General features: G+C 36.9%; 19 protein-coding genes. 14 read left to right on the forward strand and 5 right to left on the reverse strand.

The annotated features are described in order from the left end of the window. The first annotated feature begins 1 nt into the window (after position 1). The 9 genes from trpC (at position 2) to VF726_RS00685 (ending at position 7,840) form a co-directional block, all read left to right on the forward strand. Positions 2 to 763: an indole-3-glycerol phosphate synthase TrpC gene (gene trpC, locus VF726_RS00645; RefSeq protein WP_440165087.1), complete on the forward strand. Its 762-nt coding sequence runs from the start codon at positions 2 to 4 to the stop codon at positions 761 to 763. Next, positions 760 to 1,374 carry a phosphoribosylanthranilate isomerase gene (locus VF726_RS00650; RefSeq protein ID WP_440165089.1) on the forward strand — a complete coding sequence of 205 codons (615 nt, stop codon included), beginning with the start codon at positions 760 to 762 and terminating at the stop codon, positions 1,372 to 1,374. Before trpC ends, VF726_RS00650 begins: the two co-directional genes overlap by 4 nt. After that, on the forward strand, positions 1,371 to 2,564 hold the full coding sequence (trpB, locus tag VF726_RS00655) for a tryptophan synthase subunit beta (protein ID WP_440165091.1): 1,194 nt from the start codon (positions 1,371 to 1,373) through the stop codon (positions 2,562 to 2,564). Before VF726_RS00650 ends, trpB begins: the two co-directional genes overlap by 4 nt. A 3-nt stretch (positions 2,565 to 2,567) precedes the next feature. Beyond that, positions 2,568 to 3,344 carry a tryptophan synthase subunit alpha gene (gene trpA, locus VF726_RS00660; RefSeq protein ID WP_440165093.1) on the forward strand — a complete coding sequence of 259 codons (777 nt, stop codon included), beginning with the start codon at positions 2,568 to 2,570 and terminating at the stop codon, positions 3,342 to 3,344. A gap of 74 nt (positions 3,345 to 3,418) precedes the next feature. Then, positions 3,419 to 3,778 carry a DUF4029 domain-containing protein gene (locus VF726_RS00665; protein WP_440165095.1) on the forward strand — a complete coding sequence of 120 codons (360 nt, stop codon included), beginning with the start codon at positions 3,419 to 3,421 and terminating at the stop codon, positions 3,776 to 3,778. Between the two features lie 109 nt (positions 3,779 to 3,887). Further along, positions 3,888 to 5,387 (forward strand): L-lactate permease, encoded by a 1,500-nt coding sequence (locus tag VF726_RS00670; protein WP_440165097.1) that lies wholly within the window; start codon positions 3,888 to 3,890, stop codon positions 5,385 to 5,387. Positions 5,388 to 5,477: 90 nt separating this feature from the next. Next, positions 5,478 to 6,161, forward strand: coding sequence for a DUF2278 family protein (locus VF726_RS00675; RefSeq protein WP_088298784.1), 684 nt, complete (start codon positions 5,478 to 5,480; stop codon positions 6,159 to 6,161). Between the two features lie 163 nt (positions 6,162 to 6,324). Next, a complete protein-coding gene (locus VF726_RS00680) occupies positions 6,325 to 6,864 on the forward strand; it encodes a sigma-70 family RNA polymerase sigma factor (RefSeq protein ID WP_063546863.1) in 540 nt (179 codons plus the stop codon). Between the two features lie 4 nt (positions 6,865 to 6,868). Next, positions 6,869 to 7,840 carry a DUF4179 domain-containing protein gene (locus VF726_RS00685; RefSeq protein ID WP_440165100.1) on the forward strand — a complete coding sequence of 324 codons (972 nt, stop codon included), beginning with the start codon at positions 6,869 to 6,871 and terminating at the stop codon, positions 7,838 to 7,840. A gap of 45 nt (positions 7,841 to 7,885) precedes the next feature. Here the strand turns inward: VF726_RS00685 and VF726_RS00690 are convergent, their stop codons facing one another. Further along, a complete protein-coding gene (locus VF726_RS00690; RefSeq protein WP_440165102.1) occupies positions 7,886 to 8,719 on the reverse strand; it encodes a hypothetical protein in 834 nt (277 codons plus the stop codon). A 195-nt stretch (positions 8,720 to 8,914) separates the two neighbouring features. On the opposite strand from VF726_RS00690, the gene VF726_RS00695 reads away from it, so the two are divergent. Together VF726_RS00695 and VF726_RS00700 are read left to right on the forward strand one after the other, a co-directional pair. Next, positions 8,915 to 9,700, forward strand: coding sequence for a zinc-ribbon domain-containing protein (locus VF726_RS00695; RefSeq protein ID WP_440165104.1), 786 nt, complete (start codon positions 8,915 to 8,917; stop codon positions 9,698 to 9,700). Between the two features lie 19 nt (positions 9,701 to 9,719). Next, complete coding sequence (locus VF726_RS00700; RefSeq protein WP_440165106.1) at positions 9,720 to 10,955, forward strand: YARHG domain-containing protein; 1,236 nt, start codon at positions 9,720 to 9,722, stop codon at positions 10,953 to 10,955. Between the two features lie 43 nt (positions 10,956 to 10,998). Here VF726_RS00700 and VF726_RS00705 read toward each other — a convergent pair whose 3' ends face one another. Continuing rightward, entirely contained in the window at positions 10,999 to 11,430 is a 432-nt protein-coding gene (locus VF726_RS00705; RefSeq protein ID WP_212955152.1) for a hypothetical protein, read from the reverse strand. A gap of 197 nt (positions 11,431 to 11,627) precedes the next feature. On the opposite strand from VF726_RS00705, the gene VF726_RS00710 reads away from it, so the two are divergent. From VF726_RS00710 to VF726_RS00720, 3 genes are all read left to right on the forward strand, one after another. Beyond that, positions 11,628 to 12,962 carry an FAD-dependent oxidoreductase gene (locus VF726_RS00710; protein ID WP_440165108.1) on the forward strand — a complete coding sequence of 445 codons (1,335 nt, stop codon included), beginning with the start codon at positions 11,628 to 11,630 and terminating at the stop codon, positions 12,960 to 12,962. A gap of 94 nt (positions 12,963 to 13,056) precedes the next feature. Next, positions 13,057 to 13,545 carry a GNAT family N-acetyltransferase gene (locus tag VF726_RS00715; RefSeq protein WP_440165110.1) on the forward strand — a complete coding sequence of 163 codons (489 nt, stop codon included), beginning with the start codon at positions 13,057 to 13,059 and terminating at the stop codon, positions 13,543 to 13,545. A 146-nt stretch (positions 13,546 to 13,691) separates the two neighbouring features. Beyond that, a complete protein-coding gene (locus VF726_RS00720; protein ID WP_440165112.1) occupies positions 13,692 to 14,102 on the forward strand; it encodes a DUF3908 family protein in 411 nt (136 codons plus the stop codon). 30 nt (positions 14,103 to 14,132) lie between these two features. On the opposite strand, the gene VF726_RS00725 is transcribed toward VF726_RS00720, so the two are convergent. The 3 genes from VF726_RS00725 to VF726_RS00735 are packed head-to-tail and all read right to left on the reverse strand — an operon-like array spanning position 14,133 to position 19,555. Beyond that, positions 14,133 to 15,674 carry a SagB family peptide dehydrogenase gene (locus tag VF726_RS00725; protein WP_440165114.1) on the reverse strand — a complete coding sequence of 514 codons (1,542 nt, stop codon included), beginning with the start codon at positions 15,672 to 15,674 and terminating at the stop codon, positions 14,133 to 14,135. 15 nt (positions 15,675 to 15,689) lie between these two features. After that, a complete protein-coding gene (locus tag VF726_RS00730; RefSeq protein ID WP_440165116.1) occupies positions 15,690 to 17,639 on the reverse strand; it encodes a TOMM precursor leader peptide-binding protein in 1,950 nt (649 codons plus the stop codon). Then, positions 17,636 to 19,555, reverse strand: coding sequence for a putative thiazole-containing bacteriocin maturation protein (locus tag VF726_RS00735; RefSeq protein WP_440165118.1), 1,920 nt, complete (start codon positions 19,553 to 19,555; stop codon positions 17,636 to 17,638). The genes VF726_RS00730 and VF726_RS00735 overlap by 4 nt, the downstream gene beginning before the upstream one ends. Between the last annotated feature and the right edge of the window lie 22 nt (positions 19,556 to 19,577).

Genomic DNA, 19,577 nt, shown 5'->3' on the forward strand with positions numbered 1-19,577 from the left:
AGTGGGGACGATTTTAGACAAAATTGTAGACCAAAAGAAAAAAGAAGTTGCGGCATTATATGAAACGTATACACCAATAGAAGAAAGTAGAAAGACACATTCTCTTGTAGAAGCGTTACAGCAGTTTACTGTCATTGCAGAAGTAAAGCGAGCATCACCATCAAAAGGAGATATTAATTTACATGTTGATGTACGAAAGCAAGTAAAAACATATGAAGAATGCGGAGCTGGTGCAGTTTCTGTTTTAACAGACGTTCAATTTTTTAAAGGATCGTTTCATGATTTACAAACGGCAAGTGAAGAAAGTAACATTCCGCTTTTATGCAAAGACTTCATAATCGATAAAATTCAAATTGATAGGGCGTATGAAGCTGGGGCAGATATTATTTTATTAATTGTAGCCGCGTTAAAGAAAGAGAAGTTACAAGAGCTGTATCGCTACGTACTAGAAAAAGGATTAGAAGCAATTGTTGAAGTCCATGATGAACAGGAATTAGAAATTGCAATTCAATTAAATCCGCACGTTATCGGTATTAACAATCGTAACTTAAAAACTTTCGAAGTCGATTTAAGCCAAACAGAAAAGCTTGGAAAAAGATTAAATGAGGAGAAATTACTTTGGATTAGTGAGAGCGGGATTCATTCAAAGGAAGATATTATTCGCGTCAAACGAGCCGGAGCAAAAGGTGTATTAGTTGGAGAAGCGCTTATGACATCCTCTTCTATTCGTACCTTTTTTGAAGATTGTAAGGTGAACGTATGAAAGTGAAAATTTGCGGGATCACTGATATGGAAACAGCAAAACATGCTTGCGAATACGGAGCAGATGCACTCGGATTTGTTTTTGCAGAAAGTAAGCGGAAAATTACCCCAGTGCTTGCGAAAGAAATCATTCAGGAGCTTCCAGCAAACGTGTTAAAGGTCGGTGTTTTCGTAAATGAATCAGTAGAAGGTATCCAGAAAATTGCAGAGGAATGCGGATTAACACACGTGCAACTACATGGGGATGAAGATAATCATCAAATTAGAAGATTGAATATTCCGTCTATAAAATCACTTGGAGTAACTTCAGAGAACGATATGAAAAACGCTCAAAGGTATGAAACGGAGTATATATTGTTTGATAGCCCGAAAGAAAAGTTTCACGGAGGAAATGGAAAGAAATTTTCATGGGAGTTACTCACGCATATGCCGAAAGAATTGCGAGAGAAAACGATATTAGCTGGTGGATTAAACGCTCTTAATATAGAAGAAGCGATTCGAACGATTCAGCCGTACATGGTCGATGTAAGTAGCGGAGTAGAGACAGAAGGAAAGAAAGATCTAAAGAAAATAAAACAATTTATTATAAAAGCGAAGGAGTGTTCCAAATGAATTACGCATATCCAGATGAAAAAGGTCACTACGGTGTATATGGAGGACGATACGTTCCAGAAACGTTAATGCAATCTGTATTAGAACTAGAAGAAGCATATAAAGAAGCGATGCAAGATGAAGCGTTTCAAAAAGAATTAAATCATTATTTAAAAACGTACGTCGGAAGAGAAACACCGCTTTATTTCGCTGAAAATATGACGAAGTATTGCGGCGGTGCAAAGATTTATTTAAAACGTGAAGATTTGAACCATACAGGAGCTCATAAAATTAATAATACAATCGGTCAGGCACTACTTGCAGTACGAATGGGCAAGAAAAAAGTTGTCGCTGAAACAGGGGCTGGGCAACACGGAGTGGCAACAGCTACTGTATGTGCCCTACTCGGATTAGAATGCGTCATCTTTATGGGAGAAGAAGATGTGAGACGTCAAAAATTAAACGTGTTCCGAATGGAATTACTCGGAGCGAAAGTAGAAAGTGTAGCGGCAGGTAGCGGTACATTAAAAGATGCGGTAAACGAGGCGCTTCGTTACTGGGTTTCACACGTGCACGATACGCACTACATTATGGGATCTGTTCTCGGACCACATCCATTCCCGCAAATTGTTCGTGATTTCCAAAGTGTAATTGGGAACGAAACGAAAAAACAATATGAAGCGTTAGAAGGGAAATTACCAGAAGCAGTCGTTGCTTGTATTGGCGGTGGTAGTAATGCGATGGGTATGTTTTATCCGTTCGTACACGATGAAGAAGTTGCTCTTTACGGCGTTGAAGCAGCTGGAAAAGGCGTTCATACAGAAAAGCACGCAGCTACTTTAACGAAAGGAAGCGTCGGTGTTTTACACGGATCGATGATGTACCTTCTGCAAAATGAAGAAGGACAAATTCAAGAAGCACACTCTATTTCAGCGGGACTTGATTACCCGGGTGTTGGACCAGAACATAGTTTGCTAAAAGATATTGGCCGTGTTTCTTATTATTCCATTACTGATGATGAAGCGTTAGAAGCATTTCAATTATTAACGAAAAAAGAAGGGATTATCCCGGCATTAGAAAGCTCACATGCTGTCGCATACGCATTAAAATTAGCGCCGCAAATGAAGAAAGACGAAGGGCTTGTCATTTGTTTATCTGGCCGCGGTGATAAAGATGTAGAGAGTATAAAACGTTATATGGAAGAGGTGTAAAAAATGGGAGTAGAAAAAATTAAAGCCGCGTTTGAAAGTGGTAAGAAAGCATTTATTCCGTACGTAATGGGCGGAGATGGTGGTCTTGAAAAATTAAAAGAAAGAATTCGTTTTTTAGATGAAGCAGGAGCGAGCATTGTTGAAATTGGCATCCCGTTTTCAGATCCAGTCGCAGATGGCCCAACGATTCAAAGAGCGGGTAAGCGAGCGCTAGATGGCGGTGTAACAGTAAAAGGCATTTTTCAAGCATTAATAGAGGTAAGGAAAGAAGTACAAATTCCGTTTGTACTCATGACATATTTAAATCCAGTACTCGCATTCGGAAAAGAAAAATTCATTGAGAGATGCTTAGAAGCGGGTGTAGACGGCATCATCGTTCCAGATTTACCGTATGAAGAACAAGACATTATTGCGCCGCTCCTTCTAGAGGCGAATATCGCTTTAATTCCACTTGTTACTGTTACGAGCCCAATTGAGCGAATCGAGAAAATTACGAGTGAATCAGAAGGATTTGTTTACGCAGTTACAGTAGCGGGCGTAACAGGAGTACGTCAAAACTTTAAAGGTGAGATTCATAGTTACTTAGAAAAAGTAAAATCACATACACATTTACCGGTAGTGGCAGGATTCGGTATTTCAACGAAGGAACATGTAGAAGAGATGATTACAATATGTGACGGAGTTGTCGTTGGAAGTAAAGTCATTGAGCTACTAGAAAATGAAAAGCGAGAAGAAATATGTGAATTAATACAGGCAACAAAACAAAAAGAAGAGGCATAAGTCTCTTCTTTTTGTTTTGCGTAATAAATGTTAAAATATACAGAAAATACATATAATTTAGAGGGTGAGAAAGCATGCTAAGACGGAAACTACTATATCTTCTTTTAACTGTACCACTATACGCTTGGCTCATTAGCATGACGAAAATAGAGGTGATGGCTCTATTTTTAGGATATGTATTTATCTTTTCCAACTTAAATCGCATTCAAGAGCAATCTATTTTAGAAATATGTATATTTTCGATTAGTATAGAACTATTTAGTATCGTTTCGATTGTATTATTAAATGAATTATTCAGGTGGATCCATTCATTTGAATTAATGAAATTTGGAAATGTTGTATTGCAAGTCATATGTGCTTATATTGTGTTTGTTGTGTTAGACAAAATAATCAGGCAGCAGAACGTTTTTCAGGATAATAGAAAATGGGAATGAAAAGAGCCATTTGGCTCCTTTTTTGAATCTGTTGTAAAAATAATTGAAAATTATGACATCTGTTATATAATAGTTAAAAATTGTATTTTTAATGAAAAGAGATGATAACATGGCCATATTGTTGGCACTTATCCCAATTATGATGATTTTCATTTGTTTATTTTTATTTAAACAAACGTCATTACGGTCCTCTTTAATTGCTTACGTTGTGTCTGTTGGAATCGTTTTGCTCTCGCCAACGTTTCAACTAGGGATAAGTGAAACTGTGCACGCAACGATTAAAGGTTCGTTAATTTGTTTTATTGTCGGGTACGTGTTGTTTTTCGGTATTTTTTTATTTCACCTCATGAACAAAATGGGGTACATCGATCAAGTAGCGCGTTTTTTAGAAGAAGTGACGCACGATCGTTTATTACAAATGCTTCTTATGTGTTTTGGTATTTGTCCGCTAATTGAATCAGTAAGTGGATTCGGTATCGGCTTCATGGTTGCAGCACCTATCTTTTTATCATTAGGATATAAACCGTTTCAAGCTGTACTGCTCTCATTTATCGGTTTACTAGCTAGCTCATGGGGCGCAATGGCAACTGGTACGATTATCGGTTCGCAGCTTATAAATATGCCGCTTACAACACTTGGCACAAATACAGCACTATTAAGCATTCCGATGTTTGCCTATTTTGTTATTCTTTCTTTACACATTGTTGGTGGCTGGCAGGCCGTGATTGAAAAGTGGAAAGAAGGATTCGGTTTCTTTCTATTATTCTCTCTCGGAATCTATCTTTCTAACGCATACGTAAGTGTTGAACTCGCAGGTATATTAAGTTCTATCGTTACAATTACATTTGGCTTTCTTATCATTAAATTAAAAGGAAAAGGGGAGCAAAATCTAATAACAGAACATGCTGCGGCAACGGAAAGAGAAATATCTATTATAAAAATTATTAGCCCTTATATATTCTTAACCGTTTGTATTTTACTTTCTCGCCTCGTACCAGCATTACATGATGTATTCAGATCATATGCAGTTCTTGATTTAAAATCATACTCTTACAAGCTAGAAATGCTATATTCACCAGGATTTTGGCTCGGTATGACTTGCTTATTTACTATTATTTTCTTCCGAATACCATCTCATATTATTAAACAATCACTCTCGCAAACGATAAAACAATGGATTCCATTTGCGATTACGACGACAATGTTTATCGCTATTTCAGAACTAATGGGTGCATCTGGCATGCATTCGTTACTTGCAAAAACAGCTGGTGAAACATTTGGGACGTTTTTCGTTTTTGTTGCTCCGTTTATTGGCGGAATCGGTGGTTTCTTAACAGGTAGTAACGCAGGATCAAATGCGATGTTTATAAAACTACAAATGCAAACGGCGCAAAACGTAGCACTCCCGTGGCAATACGTTACAACACTCCAAAACACCGCATCATCAGTAGCGACCATCGCTTGCCCGTCACGGATTACACTAGGTGCGTATTTATGTAACATTCCGTATCGTGAAAATGAACTATTAAAGAAGACGACATTAATGATTTTTGGTGCGGTGTTACTTGTAGTGGTAGAGGTTATTGTTTGGTATATGTTGAGAAATTAAAAATCCTCCTAACATAGGAGGATTTTTTTTATGATTGGATAATGTTTTAAATATGAAAAGCTTCTATTAAATGAATAGGAGATGAAATGTATGCCCTTAAAAAATTATGGTGTGTTAAAAGGTACCGTTATACAATCTAAGATCGGAAAAGGGAAAACTCCTCATTATCAAGTTCATTTACAAGGCGAAGCAGAAGTAGATTATCGTATTGCAATTAACGTAAAGTCGCAAAGTTACCCGTCAGAAGTTTTATATTTTGCGAGCGACAATATTCGGTCAGAGGCGATTCATATTTTACCGACATTACCATTTGGTTTTACAGAAATAAAAAACAATGAACCGAAAGTAGCTTTAGACTACGTAAGAGGTAATGTATTTGATTCGAAACAAATGATTCCTTTACCTGCTGAAAAAGCAGGAGTGGATAATGATTTAAATGAAAAAATAGAACGTTATATAAAACGAGCAATAGAAGAAAAAGCAATTATTTACGCGTTTGGTGAAAGATGGGGACCAGAAGAAAATACACCCGATTCTTACTTTCATTTCGAACCAGGAAACGGAATACATGATATTCACATGAATCAAGGAAATGTAGAGAAATGGAAAGGTGATAATGGTATATGGCAAGACGGAGGAATACTCATTCATTTTGAAAAGGAAGAAAAATGGATTGGTATCTTTCTTGCCTTCCAATCACAGTCATGGTGTACCGATGAAGAGGGACATGCTCGTGTTCCGGTTGAACATTGTGATTATAAGAGAAGTAATTAAAGGGAAGAGCTAGTTCGTAATGAACTAGCTCTTCTCATTATGAACAAGATATATGTTGTTTAATGGTGAAATTGTGTTTGCATATGAAAAACAGTGATAGGGTTATTGTTTTTCATTCGTATTAGAAAGTAGATACCAATTAGCAGTACAAGGAGGTCTACCTTTGAAGATAACGGAAGAAAATGTTGTAAAACAAATTAAAAAACGTAATGAGAAAAGCATTACGTTTATTATTCAAACATATGGAGGATTACTCAGCGCTATTATTAAAAAATATGTACAGAGCAATCAGCAAGATTATGAAGAATGCTTAGATGATGTATTATTAGCGATTTGGTTTCATATCGATTCATTTGATTCAAGTAAAAATACGTTTAAACAATGGATAGCAGCCATTGCAAAATATCGGGCAATTGATTATCAGCGGAAAAATGTGAGAAATCAGCAACAAACTGTCTGTACGGAGATTAATGATCGTCTGTATCAAGAACAAAGAAAACAAAATGACTTCTTAGACGTACAGGAACTGCTTAGTGAGTTGTCAGCAACAGATCGTAACATTTTTGAAAAGTATTATTTAGAAGGTGTACCGTCTCGTGAAATTGCATCTCATCTTAACGTGAAGGAGTCATGGATTCATAACAAACTGTCACGCGGACGAAAAAAGCTCAAACAGATTTTTATTTTTAAAAATGGAGTGTGAGGGCATGTCTATTTATAAAGAGTTAAATGATATTCAGTTGGATATCACAGAGTTTGAGGAGACTCCCTTAACCAAACTAGAGGAAAAGCAGTGGGAAAAACGTGTGAAAAATAAGCGCCGTAAAAACAAACATTCAAAAAAATGGTTCGGAGTCGTAGCAGCTTGCATGCTAATTGTCAGCATTACAGTGCCGCTTGGACAAACATCTTTAGCAAATATGCCATTTATAGCGGGATTCATTGAAAAATATATTGATAAACAGCAACCACTTGACTATTCTCCCTATAAAACGGCTATTGGGAAAACCGCTGAAAATAAATACGGTAAACTGACTTTAAATGAGGTACTAGTGGATGAAAATAAATTATTTATCAGTTCAACATTTGAGCCAGCGAAAGGTGTGAAATTTGATTACCAAACATATTTAATTCCACAGGTACGAATAAATGGGCGTGACTTTTCTAATGCAAAGGATGCACAATCAATTGGAGTAAATGATTCTATGTTTACAATTTACGGTGGTGTTGAGTTAAGTGAAATGCCACAAACTGATGAACTTCAAATCGAAATTACTTATGATACATTCAACAAGGATACTGTAATTGAGCAACCATGGATATTTGATATAGAAGTATCACAAGCTCAGTTGATGAAAGAGAAGCAGACGTTTGATTTAAATGAAACAATTGCTTTATACGATGGCAATAAAGTAATTGTTAAAAAAGTAGTTTCTACGCCGATTTCCACAACAATTTATTATGATGTGCCACAAAGTGCAAATGAAGATATTTATTTTAAAATCGAATCAGAATCTGGAAAAACATATATATTTAAAGAGGCATTTGTATCGAATAAAGGCGGAGACATTTCTTTTAGTAGATTTGATGGAATTAATGTAGCGGCGGGAAAATATTCACTTGTACCGTATTCGGGGAAAGAAAACGAAGTGATTGGACCATCTATTCCCATTCAATAACTTATTAAATCTGATAAATAATTATTTAAAGATAGAAGAGGGCGTTCAAAAAGAACGCCCTCCTCTTATTTTATAAAATCCAAAACTAACAAGTGTAGAAATACAAGAGAACAGCAATGCTACACTAGAAAATGCAATGAGATACATATTATACTTCATCATTTTTCCAATGAGCTGGTTACTATCGTACTGAAATAGTCCTGCGATTATGTTGAATAAAAATAATACGATAAACATGACGATAACACCGTCTATTGATCCTTTAATATCTGGTTTACTTAAAGCGATATGGGCAGAAATACAAATAGCGATAAATAAAAATAGCCAAAAAGAAGGATTCAATAAATTATTCAGTGTAAATAAGCTTTTCAATAATACAAACGTCGACAAGAGCATGTTTTGAACCATTTCTACATTAATAGAAGTAGAAGCAATTGTTTTTTCGAGAGTTGTATTAAATAAGAAATATGAATTTGGTACGAAATAGCGCATTAAAAGGATTAATGCAGTAATACCAGAAATAATAGGACCAATTCCAATGAAGAAATTCCCGATACGTTGATATACACTTTTTTGATTGTATTGGTGTTGTACGTAACCTAAAGCACCTTGACTTGTATCTGTTGGGAAAAACTGCGTTGCTACAATTTTATGACGAAATAGTACACACATAATGGCATGTCCAAGTTCGTGAATCGGAACACCAATCCACGCCGTTAAAAGGAATCCTTTTCTTCCGAAAGCTCTCGACCAATACATTCGTGTTAGTGATTCTAAATAGCCTAATAGAAATCCAATTACAATGATAACGCCAATTAAAGAAAATAATTGGATTACGCTTGTAAGGAGTATTTGAAAAATTGAGTTTACCAATTCCATTGCCAGTCATCCAATCTGTTACAAACGTTATTTGTTCTGTTTCATAATAGCATTATTTTTCAAGATTGCTAGCACATATATTTCTTTTGAAAGAAGGATTTCATAATCTTTTTCTTGTAGTCATGTTTTATGTACAAAGTCATATATTGAATTTGTAACACCCTATATGGTATATGCTCAAGGAGGGATAAGAGAATGAAATGTCCGGCGTGTCAGACGGAAAATGCAGCAGAGGCAAAATTTTGCGGGAATTGTGGACATTCGTTGACGGAGGAAGCAGTAGCGAGTGGTGCACAGGAAGAAGATGAGCAACAAGCACGCGTAGCAGAAGCAAAGGAAACCCGGCGAAATGAAACGGTAGAGCAAGCGAAGCGGTTTGCAAGTGGCTATTTTCAGTTCTTTAAACACGCTTTCAAAGCACCGACAGCGATTATGAAAAGCGGCAAGGTTGAAGTACGAAATGGAATTATAAGTCTTGTTCTTATTTGTTTTTTAGGAGCATGTATTTTTTATAGGATGATGAGTGCTGCAGCAGCTGTTACGAAAACATTTGCACCAGATATACCTACTCCTACATTCTTTTTGGACTCTGTAACGGTCTTTTTATTTTTACTTATTTTAACTTTATTTGTCGGATTTATTATTTTTGTCAGTGGGAAGATGATGAAATCTTCATTTTCATTTCTTGAAGTATTCGGTGTATGGGGAACGATAGCGACGCCAGCTATTGCTATATTAGTTCTTTCTTTTCTGTTTAGCTTTTTATTAATCTTTTTCTTACCAATCTTATTAGGGCTGGCTACAACGTATATATCAATTAGTATAATTGTCGCTATAGTAAAGCTAGAAAATGGCGGATTAGACCCTATTTATACACTTCTTATCGCAAATGTTTTAATCGGAATTGCAACATTCATTGTACTGTGGTCTTACATTAGCACGATAATTCAAACCTTTACACAGGGATTAACTGGCTTCTAAAGAAAAGGTGGTTGAATGGATGAATATATGCACAAAGTGTGGGACTCAGTTTGAAGAAGGTGTGCAATTTTGTCAAAACTGCGGTAAGAAGAGAGAAAACCCTGTAATAAAGAAGAAAATGAGCGGCGGTACAAAAGTTGGCATTACACTTTTAACATTACTTGCTGTAGTGATTGTTGGACTGTATTTGTACGGATCATCGTATTATAAGCAATCGGCACAAGTAGATCGGATCATTACTATTTTACAAGAGAGGGACGGGGAGAAATTAGCCGAGATTATCACAGCAGATGATCCGTCAGTTATTGTAACTGGAGAAAGTGTAAAGCCTCTATTTTCATATATAAAAGAAAATCCATCATACGTAAATGAATTGAAAGAACAGTTGAGGATAGTTGAAAAACAAGGGAACGGAATCGAAAGAACAGACTTTTCGTTAACGAAAGATGGAAAGTATTTTTTTATCTTTGATCGATATAAATTGAAAGCGAAGACGTATTATACGACGCTGCTTACAAATGAAAAAGGTACATCTTTAAAAATGAATGGAATAGAAATTGATAAGTCTGATGACAAAAAGTTTGAGAAGCAATATGGACCGTTTCTTCCAGGAGCTCAAGTGTTTCAAGCAGAATATAAAAATGACTATGTGAAACTATCACGTGAAGAAAAGGTTGTACTTATGAAACAAGGACAAAATAACGTAACGATAGATTTAACGTTGCAAGGGCAATATATTACAGTTCAAACGAACGCCCCTGGTGCAACATTGTACGTGAATCAAAAGCCAGTTACAGCGCTAGCTGGAGAAGAAATTACGTGGGGACCGGTAGCGACTGATGGAAGTGCGACGATTTATTTAGAACGAAATGGAGAAACTGGAAGGGAAACGACGAAGGTAGAAACGGTAACGGCATTTCCTTCGTATAATCTTCCATTCCAGAAGAAGAGCTCGGAAAAAACAGTTGTTTATAATGTTACTCCGCCGCCTACGACTCGGTATGTATATAATGGTTTCATTTTCCCTGATAGTGATATTCGAAAATTAACGAGTACAGACTTAGCATATTTATCGAAAGAACAATTGAAAATAGCGAGAAATGAAATATACGCAAGACATGGACACATGTTTCAAACGAAAGATATGCAATCATACTTTTCAAAACAGTCTTGGTATAGAGAAAATCCATATTTTTCAGGAAAGCTAACAGATATTGAAACTTATAATGTGGAACTCATCAAATCAAGAGAATAAACACGTGAAAAAGGTACAGTGCATAGCTGTACCTTTTTTATGGTTATTTATCTGAACCAGGATCTCTTGAGAAAAAGATGTGAAAGAGAAATGTGACTTTACTTGATCCTCCTGATGTACTAGCTTGTATATGTGATAAAGGACCAGACGTTAGAGCTGCCTCGGAATGGGGTGGTACGACTATTTTGAGCGCATGATCTGAATCTGGCGAAGCAGTAACGGTTATTGTATCGTCAGAAAAGTTCAGAATTTTAACGGAACCGACTGGAAAGATGGATTTGCCAGCATGTGATGCTGAAGCGAATTGGGTAGCTTTCCAAATATCTTGCGCAAACGTATCATCGTTAGATAACCAAGCACGAGCGCTGTATATTGTTGCATTAATAGAAAATTCTTGGTCAAGTGAGACGGCGGGTTTCGGTTCTTTTGGTTCTTGCGGTTCATCTCGAAGCTGGGTGAGAAGGCTGGCGCACATATATTTCACCTACTTTCAATAGTAACTGTTATAGCATATTAAACATGTTGTTTATAAGACACGACGGTTACCTATTTACCTATAGGTTTGTGCACCAAATTTGTAGATGAAATATTATTTCTTTACAATGGAAGTAGGTGTTATTTCTACAAAATATGGAAAACGTAAAGAGTATGTAAAAAAGAAGGAGTGGTAAAGTGAACTATGTCATTATTGGCGGAGATGCAGCTGGTATGAGTGCAGCTATGCAAATTGTTAGAAACGATGAAAATGCAAATGTTGTAACGTTAGAAAAAGGTGAAATTTATTCATACGCTCAGTGTGGGTTACCGTATGTCATTAGTGGTGCTATCGCTTCAACGGAAAAGTTAATCGCGCGTAATGTAAAGACGTTTCGTGATAAATATGGAATTGATGCGAAAGTACGACATGAAGTAACGAAAGTAGATACGGAAAAGAAAATGGTATACGCAGAGCATACGAAGACGAAAGATGTCTTTGAATTTCCATACGATCGATTATTAATTGCGACCGGAGTACGTCCTGTTATGCCAGAGTGGGAGGGCCGAGATTTACAAGGTGTTCATCTTTTAAAAACAATTCCGGATGCTGAGCGTATATTAAAAACGTTAGAAACGAATAAAGTTGAATATGTAACCATTATTGGCGGCGGTGCGATTGGACTGGAGATGGCAGAAACATTCGTCGAACTTGGTAAGAAAGTAAGAATGATTGAGCGAAATGATCATATCGGTACGATTTATGATGCAGATATGGCAGAATATATACATAAAGAAGCAGATAAACACCATATTGAAATTTTAACGAATGAAAATGTAAAAGCATTTAAAGGAAGCGAAAGAGTGGAACAAATTGAAACAGATAAAGGGACGTATAAAGCAGATCTTGTTTTAGTATCGGTTGGAGTGAAGCCAAATACTGATTTTCTTGAAGGAACAAATATACGTACAAATCATAAAGGGGCAATTGAAGTAAATGCATACATGCAAACGAATGTGCAGGACGTATACGCAGCTGGTGATTGCGCAACACATTACCACGTTATAAAGGAAATTCATGATCATATCCCGCTCGGAACGACTGCCAATAAACAAGGGCGACTTGCTGGACTGAATATGCTTGATAAACGAAGAGCCTTTAAAGGTACGTTAGGTACAGGTATTATTAAATTTATGGATTTGACGCTTGCAAGAACAGGGTTAAATGAAAAAGAGGCAAAAGGACTACATATTCCGTATAAAACAGTCAAAGTAGATTCAACAAATATGGCGGGCTATTATCCAAATGCGAAACCACTTTATTTGAAATTACTATATTGTTCTGACACGAAACAATTATTAGGCGGACAAGTAATTGGAGAAGAAGGTGTAGATAAACGGATTGATGTGATTGCGATGGCGCTTTTCAATAAAATGAGCATTCACGATTTAGAAGATGTCGACTTAAGTTACGCACCACCATATAACAGCGTTTGGGATCCAATTCAGCAAGCGGCAAGGAGAGCGGAATAGCACTTTTTAAGTGCTATTTTTTCGTTAAAGGGGAATAATCCTTTTTGCCGAATAAAAAAGGGGAATTTACATATAGGGGAAGGGGATTTTTAAAATGGTTGTAACACTTCAAACAGTTCAAGAATCAGAAAAAGAAATATTGCGTAATTTGTATGCACTATATCTTCATGACCTCTCTACATTCACTCCTAATATAACGATTGGGGAAAATGGATTTTTTGAATACGAAGATTTGCACATGTTTTGGGAAAATGATGGAATCACTCCGTATTTTATAAAAGCTGAAAATAGTATTATAGGATTTTTATTATTGTTGGAACGCCCGTTTTTGAAGAAGGAAAATGACTTTAGCATAAATGACATTTTCATATTGAATCAGTATAAGGGGAAAGGAATCGGTAAAAGAGTTATTGAGAATGTACTAAAAGAGAAACGAGGACAGTATTTCATTATCGAACTTGTGAAAAATGTACCAGCTGTTTCTTTTTGGAAGAAAGTATATAGGGAGCTAAACATCGAATTTGATGAGAAAACACAGTTAATCGATGATGAAGAATGTCTCGTTCAAACGTTTAAAATATAATGAAATAGATTCTACTTATATATTACTTTGAAATTTAACTTTATTTTGAATATACCGTTCACCCTTGAAAACATAGTACATATGGCTTATATTGTCATATAGTATTTATTTTTAAATAAAGCAATGAACGAACCAGGGGGCACAGTATGGCAATTAACATGAAAACAATCGAAGAATGGATTGCTGAATCAAACGCAAGACATGAAGAAGACTTTGGAAATGTTGTTGAAGAGATGAAAGAAGTATGTGTCGGACTTGATAATGCGACATTAATTTATACGAAAAATGTATTTTGCTTCGGTAAGAAAGTAGAAGTATTATTCTTCTTCCAAGATCATGTCGTAATCGGACAAGAAAAAGACGAATATGTTGAGATTGAAAAATTAAAGTATGATGCCATTACACATAGTAACTTAAAAACAAATGATAAAAATACAATGCTAGAATTAAAATTTGCTAACGGACAATCTATCAATTTAGATAGTTTAAATGATAACTACGGTACGAAAAACTGGTTATTTGCGAGACAAATTAAGAGTATTTTTAAATTAATCTAGTAAAAAAGCACGCCGGTGGACGGCGTGCTTCTAATTATGCAAATCCCCTTTTAACCAATTCCGAGCCCGATACGCCCCAACTGGAATTTGAATGAGAGACGTTTCATTTCCACCATCTATCCCGTACAACTGATCACATGAATTTGTATCAAAGCTAAGTAAAGGATGCCCAGCCATTCCCATTGCGGTCGCTGCGAAAATGAGTTTATGAACGAGGATACCAGCTTCCATTTGGTGGATACGATATCCTCTATAGTTTAATGCATTTGTATAGTAATCTTTCTTTCCGACTACATGTAGGCAAAGCGGTACTTGAAAAAGGTTTACGTTATCCATCGTCATACTAGATTGAAGGGGGTAACGAAGGTCTCCATATCGAAGTGGTTGTATGGAATGCGTTTTACTGTTATATGAATAAGCACCGTTTTCTATATCTTTTACGTTATAAAAACACCCATATAATGAGACACGTTCATTTTCATTTACATACTTACCGTCAAGGTCGTTGTAATAAGGGAAGGAGAGGCTCGTTTCTTGTAGTAAAGTAGCGAGCGCGGCTGCATCCCATTTCGTTAAAGTAAAGTCAGCATCAGGGGAATACCGCTGTTTACAAAGTTGTAAGAAATTATACGATAAACGTTCTACTTTCGGTAGCTGTACAGCGTGCGCATGATGTTGATAGTGCTCTTCATGATGCAGTGTTTGGAAGTGTACTGTCGATTCAATCATAGAAGCTTCATTTATTTTTGTTATCATCAGGTGTTTATCTACTTGCTTTGATCGAACGAAATGTTCGTGTGCTAAAGGCGGAATTTGCTGTAACAACTCATGAGAAGTAACTGTTTTATTTTCACGGTAATCATTGTTAAACCAATTCGTTTGTGGTTCTGTACTTAAAGGAACGACAGCATACACGCTTTCTTCGCCTTCTGACAGTCCGAGTAAATGATTGATTGTCCGGTCTAGAAACTGAAAATATACGCCATTTGTGTAACCGAATTGTTTGGCACATTCAAGTAATTGTCCGATGAGAACACCACTATCTAATCCTTGAAGTCGATATGAAAAGTTATTGTATTTAAAGTAGTTTTTCCAAAACATAGTGGATACGAATGCAGTGCCAAAACAAGAATGTATGTTACAACGATTACCAAGTGCTTCCGAAAGATAAGAATCGAAATTTCCTTCGCGAAGTAAGATAAGTCGGTGGTGTGCGGCGTCGTAATGGTAAATGCCGTCTGGATAATCGTTAATCTTTAAATATATATACAATTCATTTGGATATAAAGCGCCGCCTGAAGGGATAGATCTTCGAAATAAAATTTTCTCGCTATTTAGCTGACATAATTGTGTTAAACCAAATGAGGACCAAAGGTAATGACCAATCTCCTTCAAAGTAGGTGTAGTAGAAGAGTTAGGTAAAGATAATGGGATTTCTAAAGAGAGAGGGATGATAGGTACATTTCGATATAGTTTATAAGGAAGCGGTGCATCTTCCCAGTCCACTTCATGGTTCGGCATAATTTCGTCTATAGAAAAATGGAGATGATGTAAAAAAGTATCCAGCTGCATAGAATCCCTCCTTTACTATGGAAACGGATGCGGATGTGGATTTAATTGTTCATTCGTTAAAGGTTCGTTTGTATATCCAAGCGTCATCGGTACAGTATACACTCTATCCAGTCCTGTAACCCGAGTGAGATGGTGGCCGAACGTCATCGGTAGCATGCCTGGAATAATGACTTTTACACAATGTAATCCGTTTTTTTCTATAAGAGGTACTGTTTGATCTACAACGATTACTTCAAGTCCAGATTGCTGCAAGCGGTTTAAAAGTTGATGAAGGTCGGATGTTAAATCAAGGTCAACGGATTGTATTGCATTCATTTCTTGGAACGTTTGCACCGGCGCATCGTCACGCAAAAGAAAGTGAAGACGTTCTTCTGCTTCTTTCAATCCGTACAACATACTATGGTCTTCCATTTTATTTACGAGATAAGGGTCTTGTAAGCAGTTTTCGTAGTGCTCTCTTTTTTGCTGAAGTTCATCGTCTGTTATAAGTAACATGCCTGCTATTTCGTGAATGGCACTCTTTAAAGCGCGGACTGGGTCCAAATGAGAGCCCCCAGCACAAACAACGTTCATTCCATTTTCTCGCGTATTTTTCGCAATTACCCATAAGCTCGGGATACCGTGTTCCATCGTTGCGTTAAAAGCATGTAACTCATACCCAGTAATCGTGTACAGCCGCTGGATCATTAATTGTAATTCCATATCATTTGCTGAATTAAGATCAAGGCGGGGAAGGGGTAATTCCGTATACCAAGTGAGCAAGAAGGCGTCACGCTCTACAATTTCTAAAATGCCGTGAAAAATTGCTTCTTCTAAACTACCACCAATTGCACAGCCATTTGATGTTTCATATACGTAAGCATCTCGATGACCGAGGCTATAATAAGCGATTGATTCAGGAACTAAAATTGCCTCGTTTTGTAATAAAGAATAGCCCCATACCCAGTTTTGTTCATAGTCAGGATCAAACGGTTTAAACGGGAAATTATCACGATTATAATGTTCATTTGTATGTACACCGAGCGAGAGGGGATTCAGTGCATAATCCTCTACATCATGAAAACTACCATGCACATTCGTCTTTTTTCCTCGAGGTGACATACCACAGTATCGTTCTAAACCTTCTAAAATAGCAGTTGCTTCACTTATTGCAAATGAAAGAGTTCGGCCTGCAACCCCTTCATTTCCAAACATTAATGGCATGTTTATAATAACGTCAGCAAACGGCAATAAAGAATGCTGCATTTTTCCGTTCAACATACCGACTCGGTAATCTAAATAATCTCTCGTTAAAAATGTGTTTAGTTCATGAATGGAACGACAGCGATATGTTGTATCACTTGTTTTTAAGCTTGGTTGTAATGAAATCACAGCTGCATCTGCCGTATCGTCAGGCAAATTGCTACATACAGGGCAGAGGGGATCTGCAAGAAAAGAATGACGTGTACATTGCAGTGTTTGTAAGTTTAGTAAAATGAGTTCGTTTTCTAAAGAAGAATGGCGATGAGCTAATATCTTCTCTGTTTCTGCGCAAATAAGATGGCACATTTGTAGCATCCCATTTTGGGTGGCACGTACATCACGCCTCGTTACGTTATCTTCTTTTACCGCATATTTTCGCTGTAGCTCCCACATTTCTTTTTGATCAAAGCCAGCGATAAAGCGTCGTCCATCAGCACAATGGGTACATCCCGCTGCAAGAGGATGAATGTAAGGGCCGATAACACCTTCACCAAATGAAGTAAACCCGCGTAGCCACGGAATATGATTGGAACGAAAAATTAGCTCGGCATCATGATGAATAGCAGAAGGAGAGCCATCGTGTAATACGAGAGCGAGTTGAATATTTTCAGGGAGTTTGTCTGTAATAGTATGTTGGCGAATGATGGAAAATTGTTTGCTTAAATGATTGTGTACATAGTCTGCAAGCAAGCCATCTCCTATAAGTAATATATTTTGAGTCATAGACTATCCTCCTTTGCGATTAATACCCCGTACACACCATCTAAGTTTTCTTTCAAAAATGGTTCAATTGCTAAATCAAACACGAATGGATAAAAATTATGTTCTTCTAAATGTTGCAAGGCAAGCTGTACAGATTGCGAGCTTGGAATTTCTTCTTCCGCTTGTATTTCTAACCTAAAAGAATCCGTGTCATATAAAATAATAGAGGATTCAGGCAAGATATTAGCTCTGTAAGGAGTCTCTTCATTTTGAATGTGAAGAAGTGATAGTTGTAGTGCGTTTCGTAACGCTAACGTCGTATTAATATTAGACGCGCCGTACCATCGATCATTTATACCGACCCAAACGACTGGAAAGCTGAGAATCTCTTCACTTACTGCTATTTTAGGTGTTTCATGAATTGTAGCGAGAGCATCGTAATAAAATCTACAATGTTTATCATGAATTTCGGTTAAGTCGACTGTCGTAATTTCTTCTAGCATATGTGATTGCCGTTCATACAATTTGTTATTTAAATGTTGGTGTAGTGCCCGGTATACACCTTCTGTCATCGTTTCCCCAGCGCCAATACCGATATCGTTATGTTCAGGGATAAGGCGGTGCATAATTTCTGCTACGTATGTTTCAATTCCTGCTAAACCAGCTTCTCGGCGCGCTTCATTATGAGTTAAACCAGTGCAAGTCATAAGAGGCAGGAGGGAAGCAGGACCATCTGATAGTGGTGTAGCTACTTGAATATGGCATTGTGATAACGGTAATTGATATAAATCTTGTTCATCGTATATATGGAATATACCCGCTTCTTTAGAAGTTAATGAATCGAAAAAACGGAATAAATCAGTTGAAGTATGTTGGCTGGACCGATGCTCAAGTTGTTCAGAAAGATTTTCTATCGTATCAATTGTAAAACTTTCATCAGTTGCGAGAGGATGTTTTATAAAAGGATGCCATGCTCCTTCGAGTGTTTCATAGTTTAATAAAAAGAATTGTGGATTCTTTTCCCGATGTGAATCATCAGCAACATGTTTAAATAATTCAAAAACGATTATATTTGCTAACATTGCAGATGTAATAGGTGAAAATGATGCTGCTGAATGTTCATTTTGTAAAGTTGTTTCATGTAGCCGATGCCATGCGGACTCCCAGCATTCTTCACGATTCGCTGTTACGACAGGGCCAGCTATACCAAGTGCTGATAAACAGACGGACGGTATGAAATTCTTTCCTATTTCTCTACAAATCGTATGAACTGTTCTTAGACCTTCAATATCTCCATTTTGAGAAACGTACAAAATCCAGTCGAAAGGCTCGAACACTTCATGAAGGGGACGATCAATTGTCGTATCTATTTCTTGAACAAGCACAGTATCATCTACTTCATGTGCACGTTCTATTAGCTCATAAATGCGGTCGTAATTCGTATCTTCACAATCTGTCACAAGGTAATGAAAGGTAGGTAATCCGGATTCTAATAAAGAAGAAACTAAGGATGTAAGCATATCTCCAGAACCAACTATAAGGACATTTGCCGCGCGATACGTTTCGAATTTTAAAGCGCCTGAATGAGAATCTGCTTCTAGAAATTCAATTTGCGAAGCATACCTGTCGAGTAACGCACTGTTTAATTCATGAGGTGCATCTTGACTTACATCACGGACAAACCCATTTGTATATAAAATCTCTCCAATTTCAAACACACGATTTTGATAGGGAAGAGGGAGACCATCCGTTATTTCTGCTAAAGAATAATTACCGTTAAACATCGGCATTAACTTTTCAATCCAGTTATAAATTCCGTCACCGTCCATACGAAATGAACTGGCGTTATTTCGGAAATAGACACCCCCGTTTGAGTCGGGGAGGAAGAAGGTATCTTTATTTGCTTTCAGTTTTGCATGAATTGGAAGGGTACTCATTTTAATCCTCCTTACGTTTTAG

It is taken from the genome of Bacillus sp. Brlt_9, assembly GCF_051948935.1.
Lineage (GTDB): Bacteria > Bacillota > Bacilli > Bacillales > Bacillaceae_G > Bacillus_A.

What these genes read in the sequence shown, in the direction of transcription:
- VF726_RS00650 (WP_440165089.1), top strand. Translation starts at nt 760, where the DNA reads ATGAAAGTGAAAATTTGCGGGATCACTGATATGGAAACAGCAAAACAT.
- trpB (WP_440165091.1), top strand. Translation starts at nt 1,371, where the DNA reads ATGAATTACGCATATCCAGATGAAAAAGGTCACTACGGTGTATATGGA.
- trpA (WP_440165093.1), top strand. Translation starts at nt 2,568, where the DNA reads ATGGGAGTAGAAAAAATTAAAGCCGCGTTTGAAAGTGGTAAGAAAGCA.
- VF726_RS00665 (WP_440165095.1), top strand. Translation starts at nt 3,419, where the DNA reads ATGCTAAGACGGAAACTACTATATCTTCTTTTAACTGTACCACTATAC.
- VF726_RS00670 (WP_440165097.1), top strand. Translation starts at nt 3,888, where the DNA reads ATGGCCATATTGTTGGCACTTATCCCAATTATGATGATTTTCATTTGT.
- VF726_RS00675 (WP_088298784.1), top strand. Translation starts at nt 5,478, where the DNA reads ATGCCCTTAAAAAATTATGGTGTGTTAAAAGGTACCGTTATACAATCT.
- VF726_RS00685 (WP_440165100.1), top strand. Translation starts at nt 6,869, where the DNA reads ATGTCTATTTATAAAGAGTTAAATGATATTCAGTTGGATATCACAGAG.
- VF726_RS00690 (WP_440165102.1), bottom strand. Translation starts at nt 8,719, where the DNA reads ATGGAATTGGTAAACTCAATTTTTCAAATACTCCTTACAAGCGTAATC.
- VF726_RS00695 (WP_440165104.1), top strand. Translation starts at nt 8,915, where the DNA reads ATGAAATGTCCGGCGTGTCAGACGGAAAATGCAGCAGAGGCAAAATTT.
- VF726_RS00700 (WP_440165106.1), top strand. Translation starts at nt 9,720, where the DNA reads ATGAATATATGCACAAAGTGTGGGACTCAGTTTGAAGAAGGTGTGCAA.
- VF726_RS00705 (WP_212955152.1), bottom strand. Translation starts at nt 11,430, where the DNA reads ATGTGCGCCAGCCTTCTCACCCAGCTTCGAGATGAACCGCAAGAACCA.
- VF726_RS00715 (WP_440165110.1), top strand. Translation starts at nt 13,057, where the DNA reads ATGGTTGTAACACTTCAAACAGTTCAAGAATCAGAAAAAGAAATATTG.
- VF726_RS00720 (WP_440165112.1), top strand. Translation starts at nt 13,692, where the DNA reads ATGGCAATTAACATGAAAACAATCGAAGAATGGATTGCTGAATCAAAC.
- VF726_RS00725 (WP_440165114.1), bottom strand. Translation starts at nt 15,674, where the DNA reads ATGCAGCTGGATACTTTTTTACATCATCTCCATTTTTCTATAGACGAA.
- VF726_RS00730 (WP_440165116.1), bottom strand. Translation starts at nt 17,639, where the DNA reads ATGACTCAAAATATATTACTTATAGGAGATGGCTTGCTTGCAGACTAT.
- VF726_RS00735 (WP_440165118.1), bottom strand. Translation starts at nt 19,555, where the DNA reads ATGAGTACCCTTCCAATTCATGCAAAACTGAAAGCAAATAAAGATACC.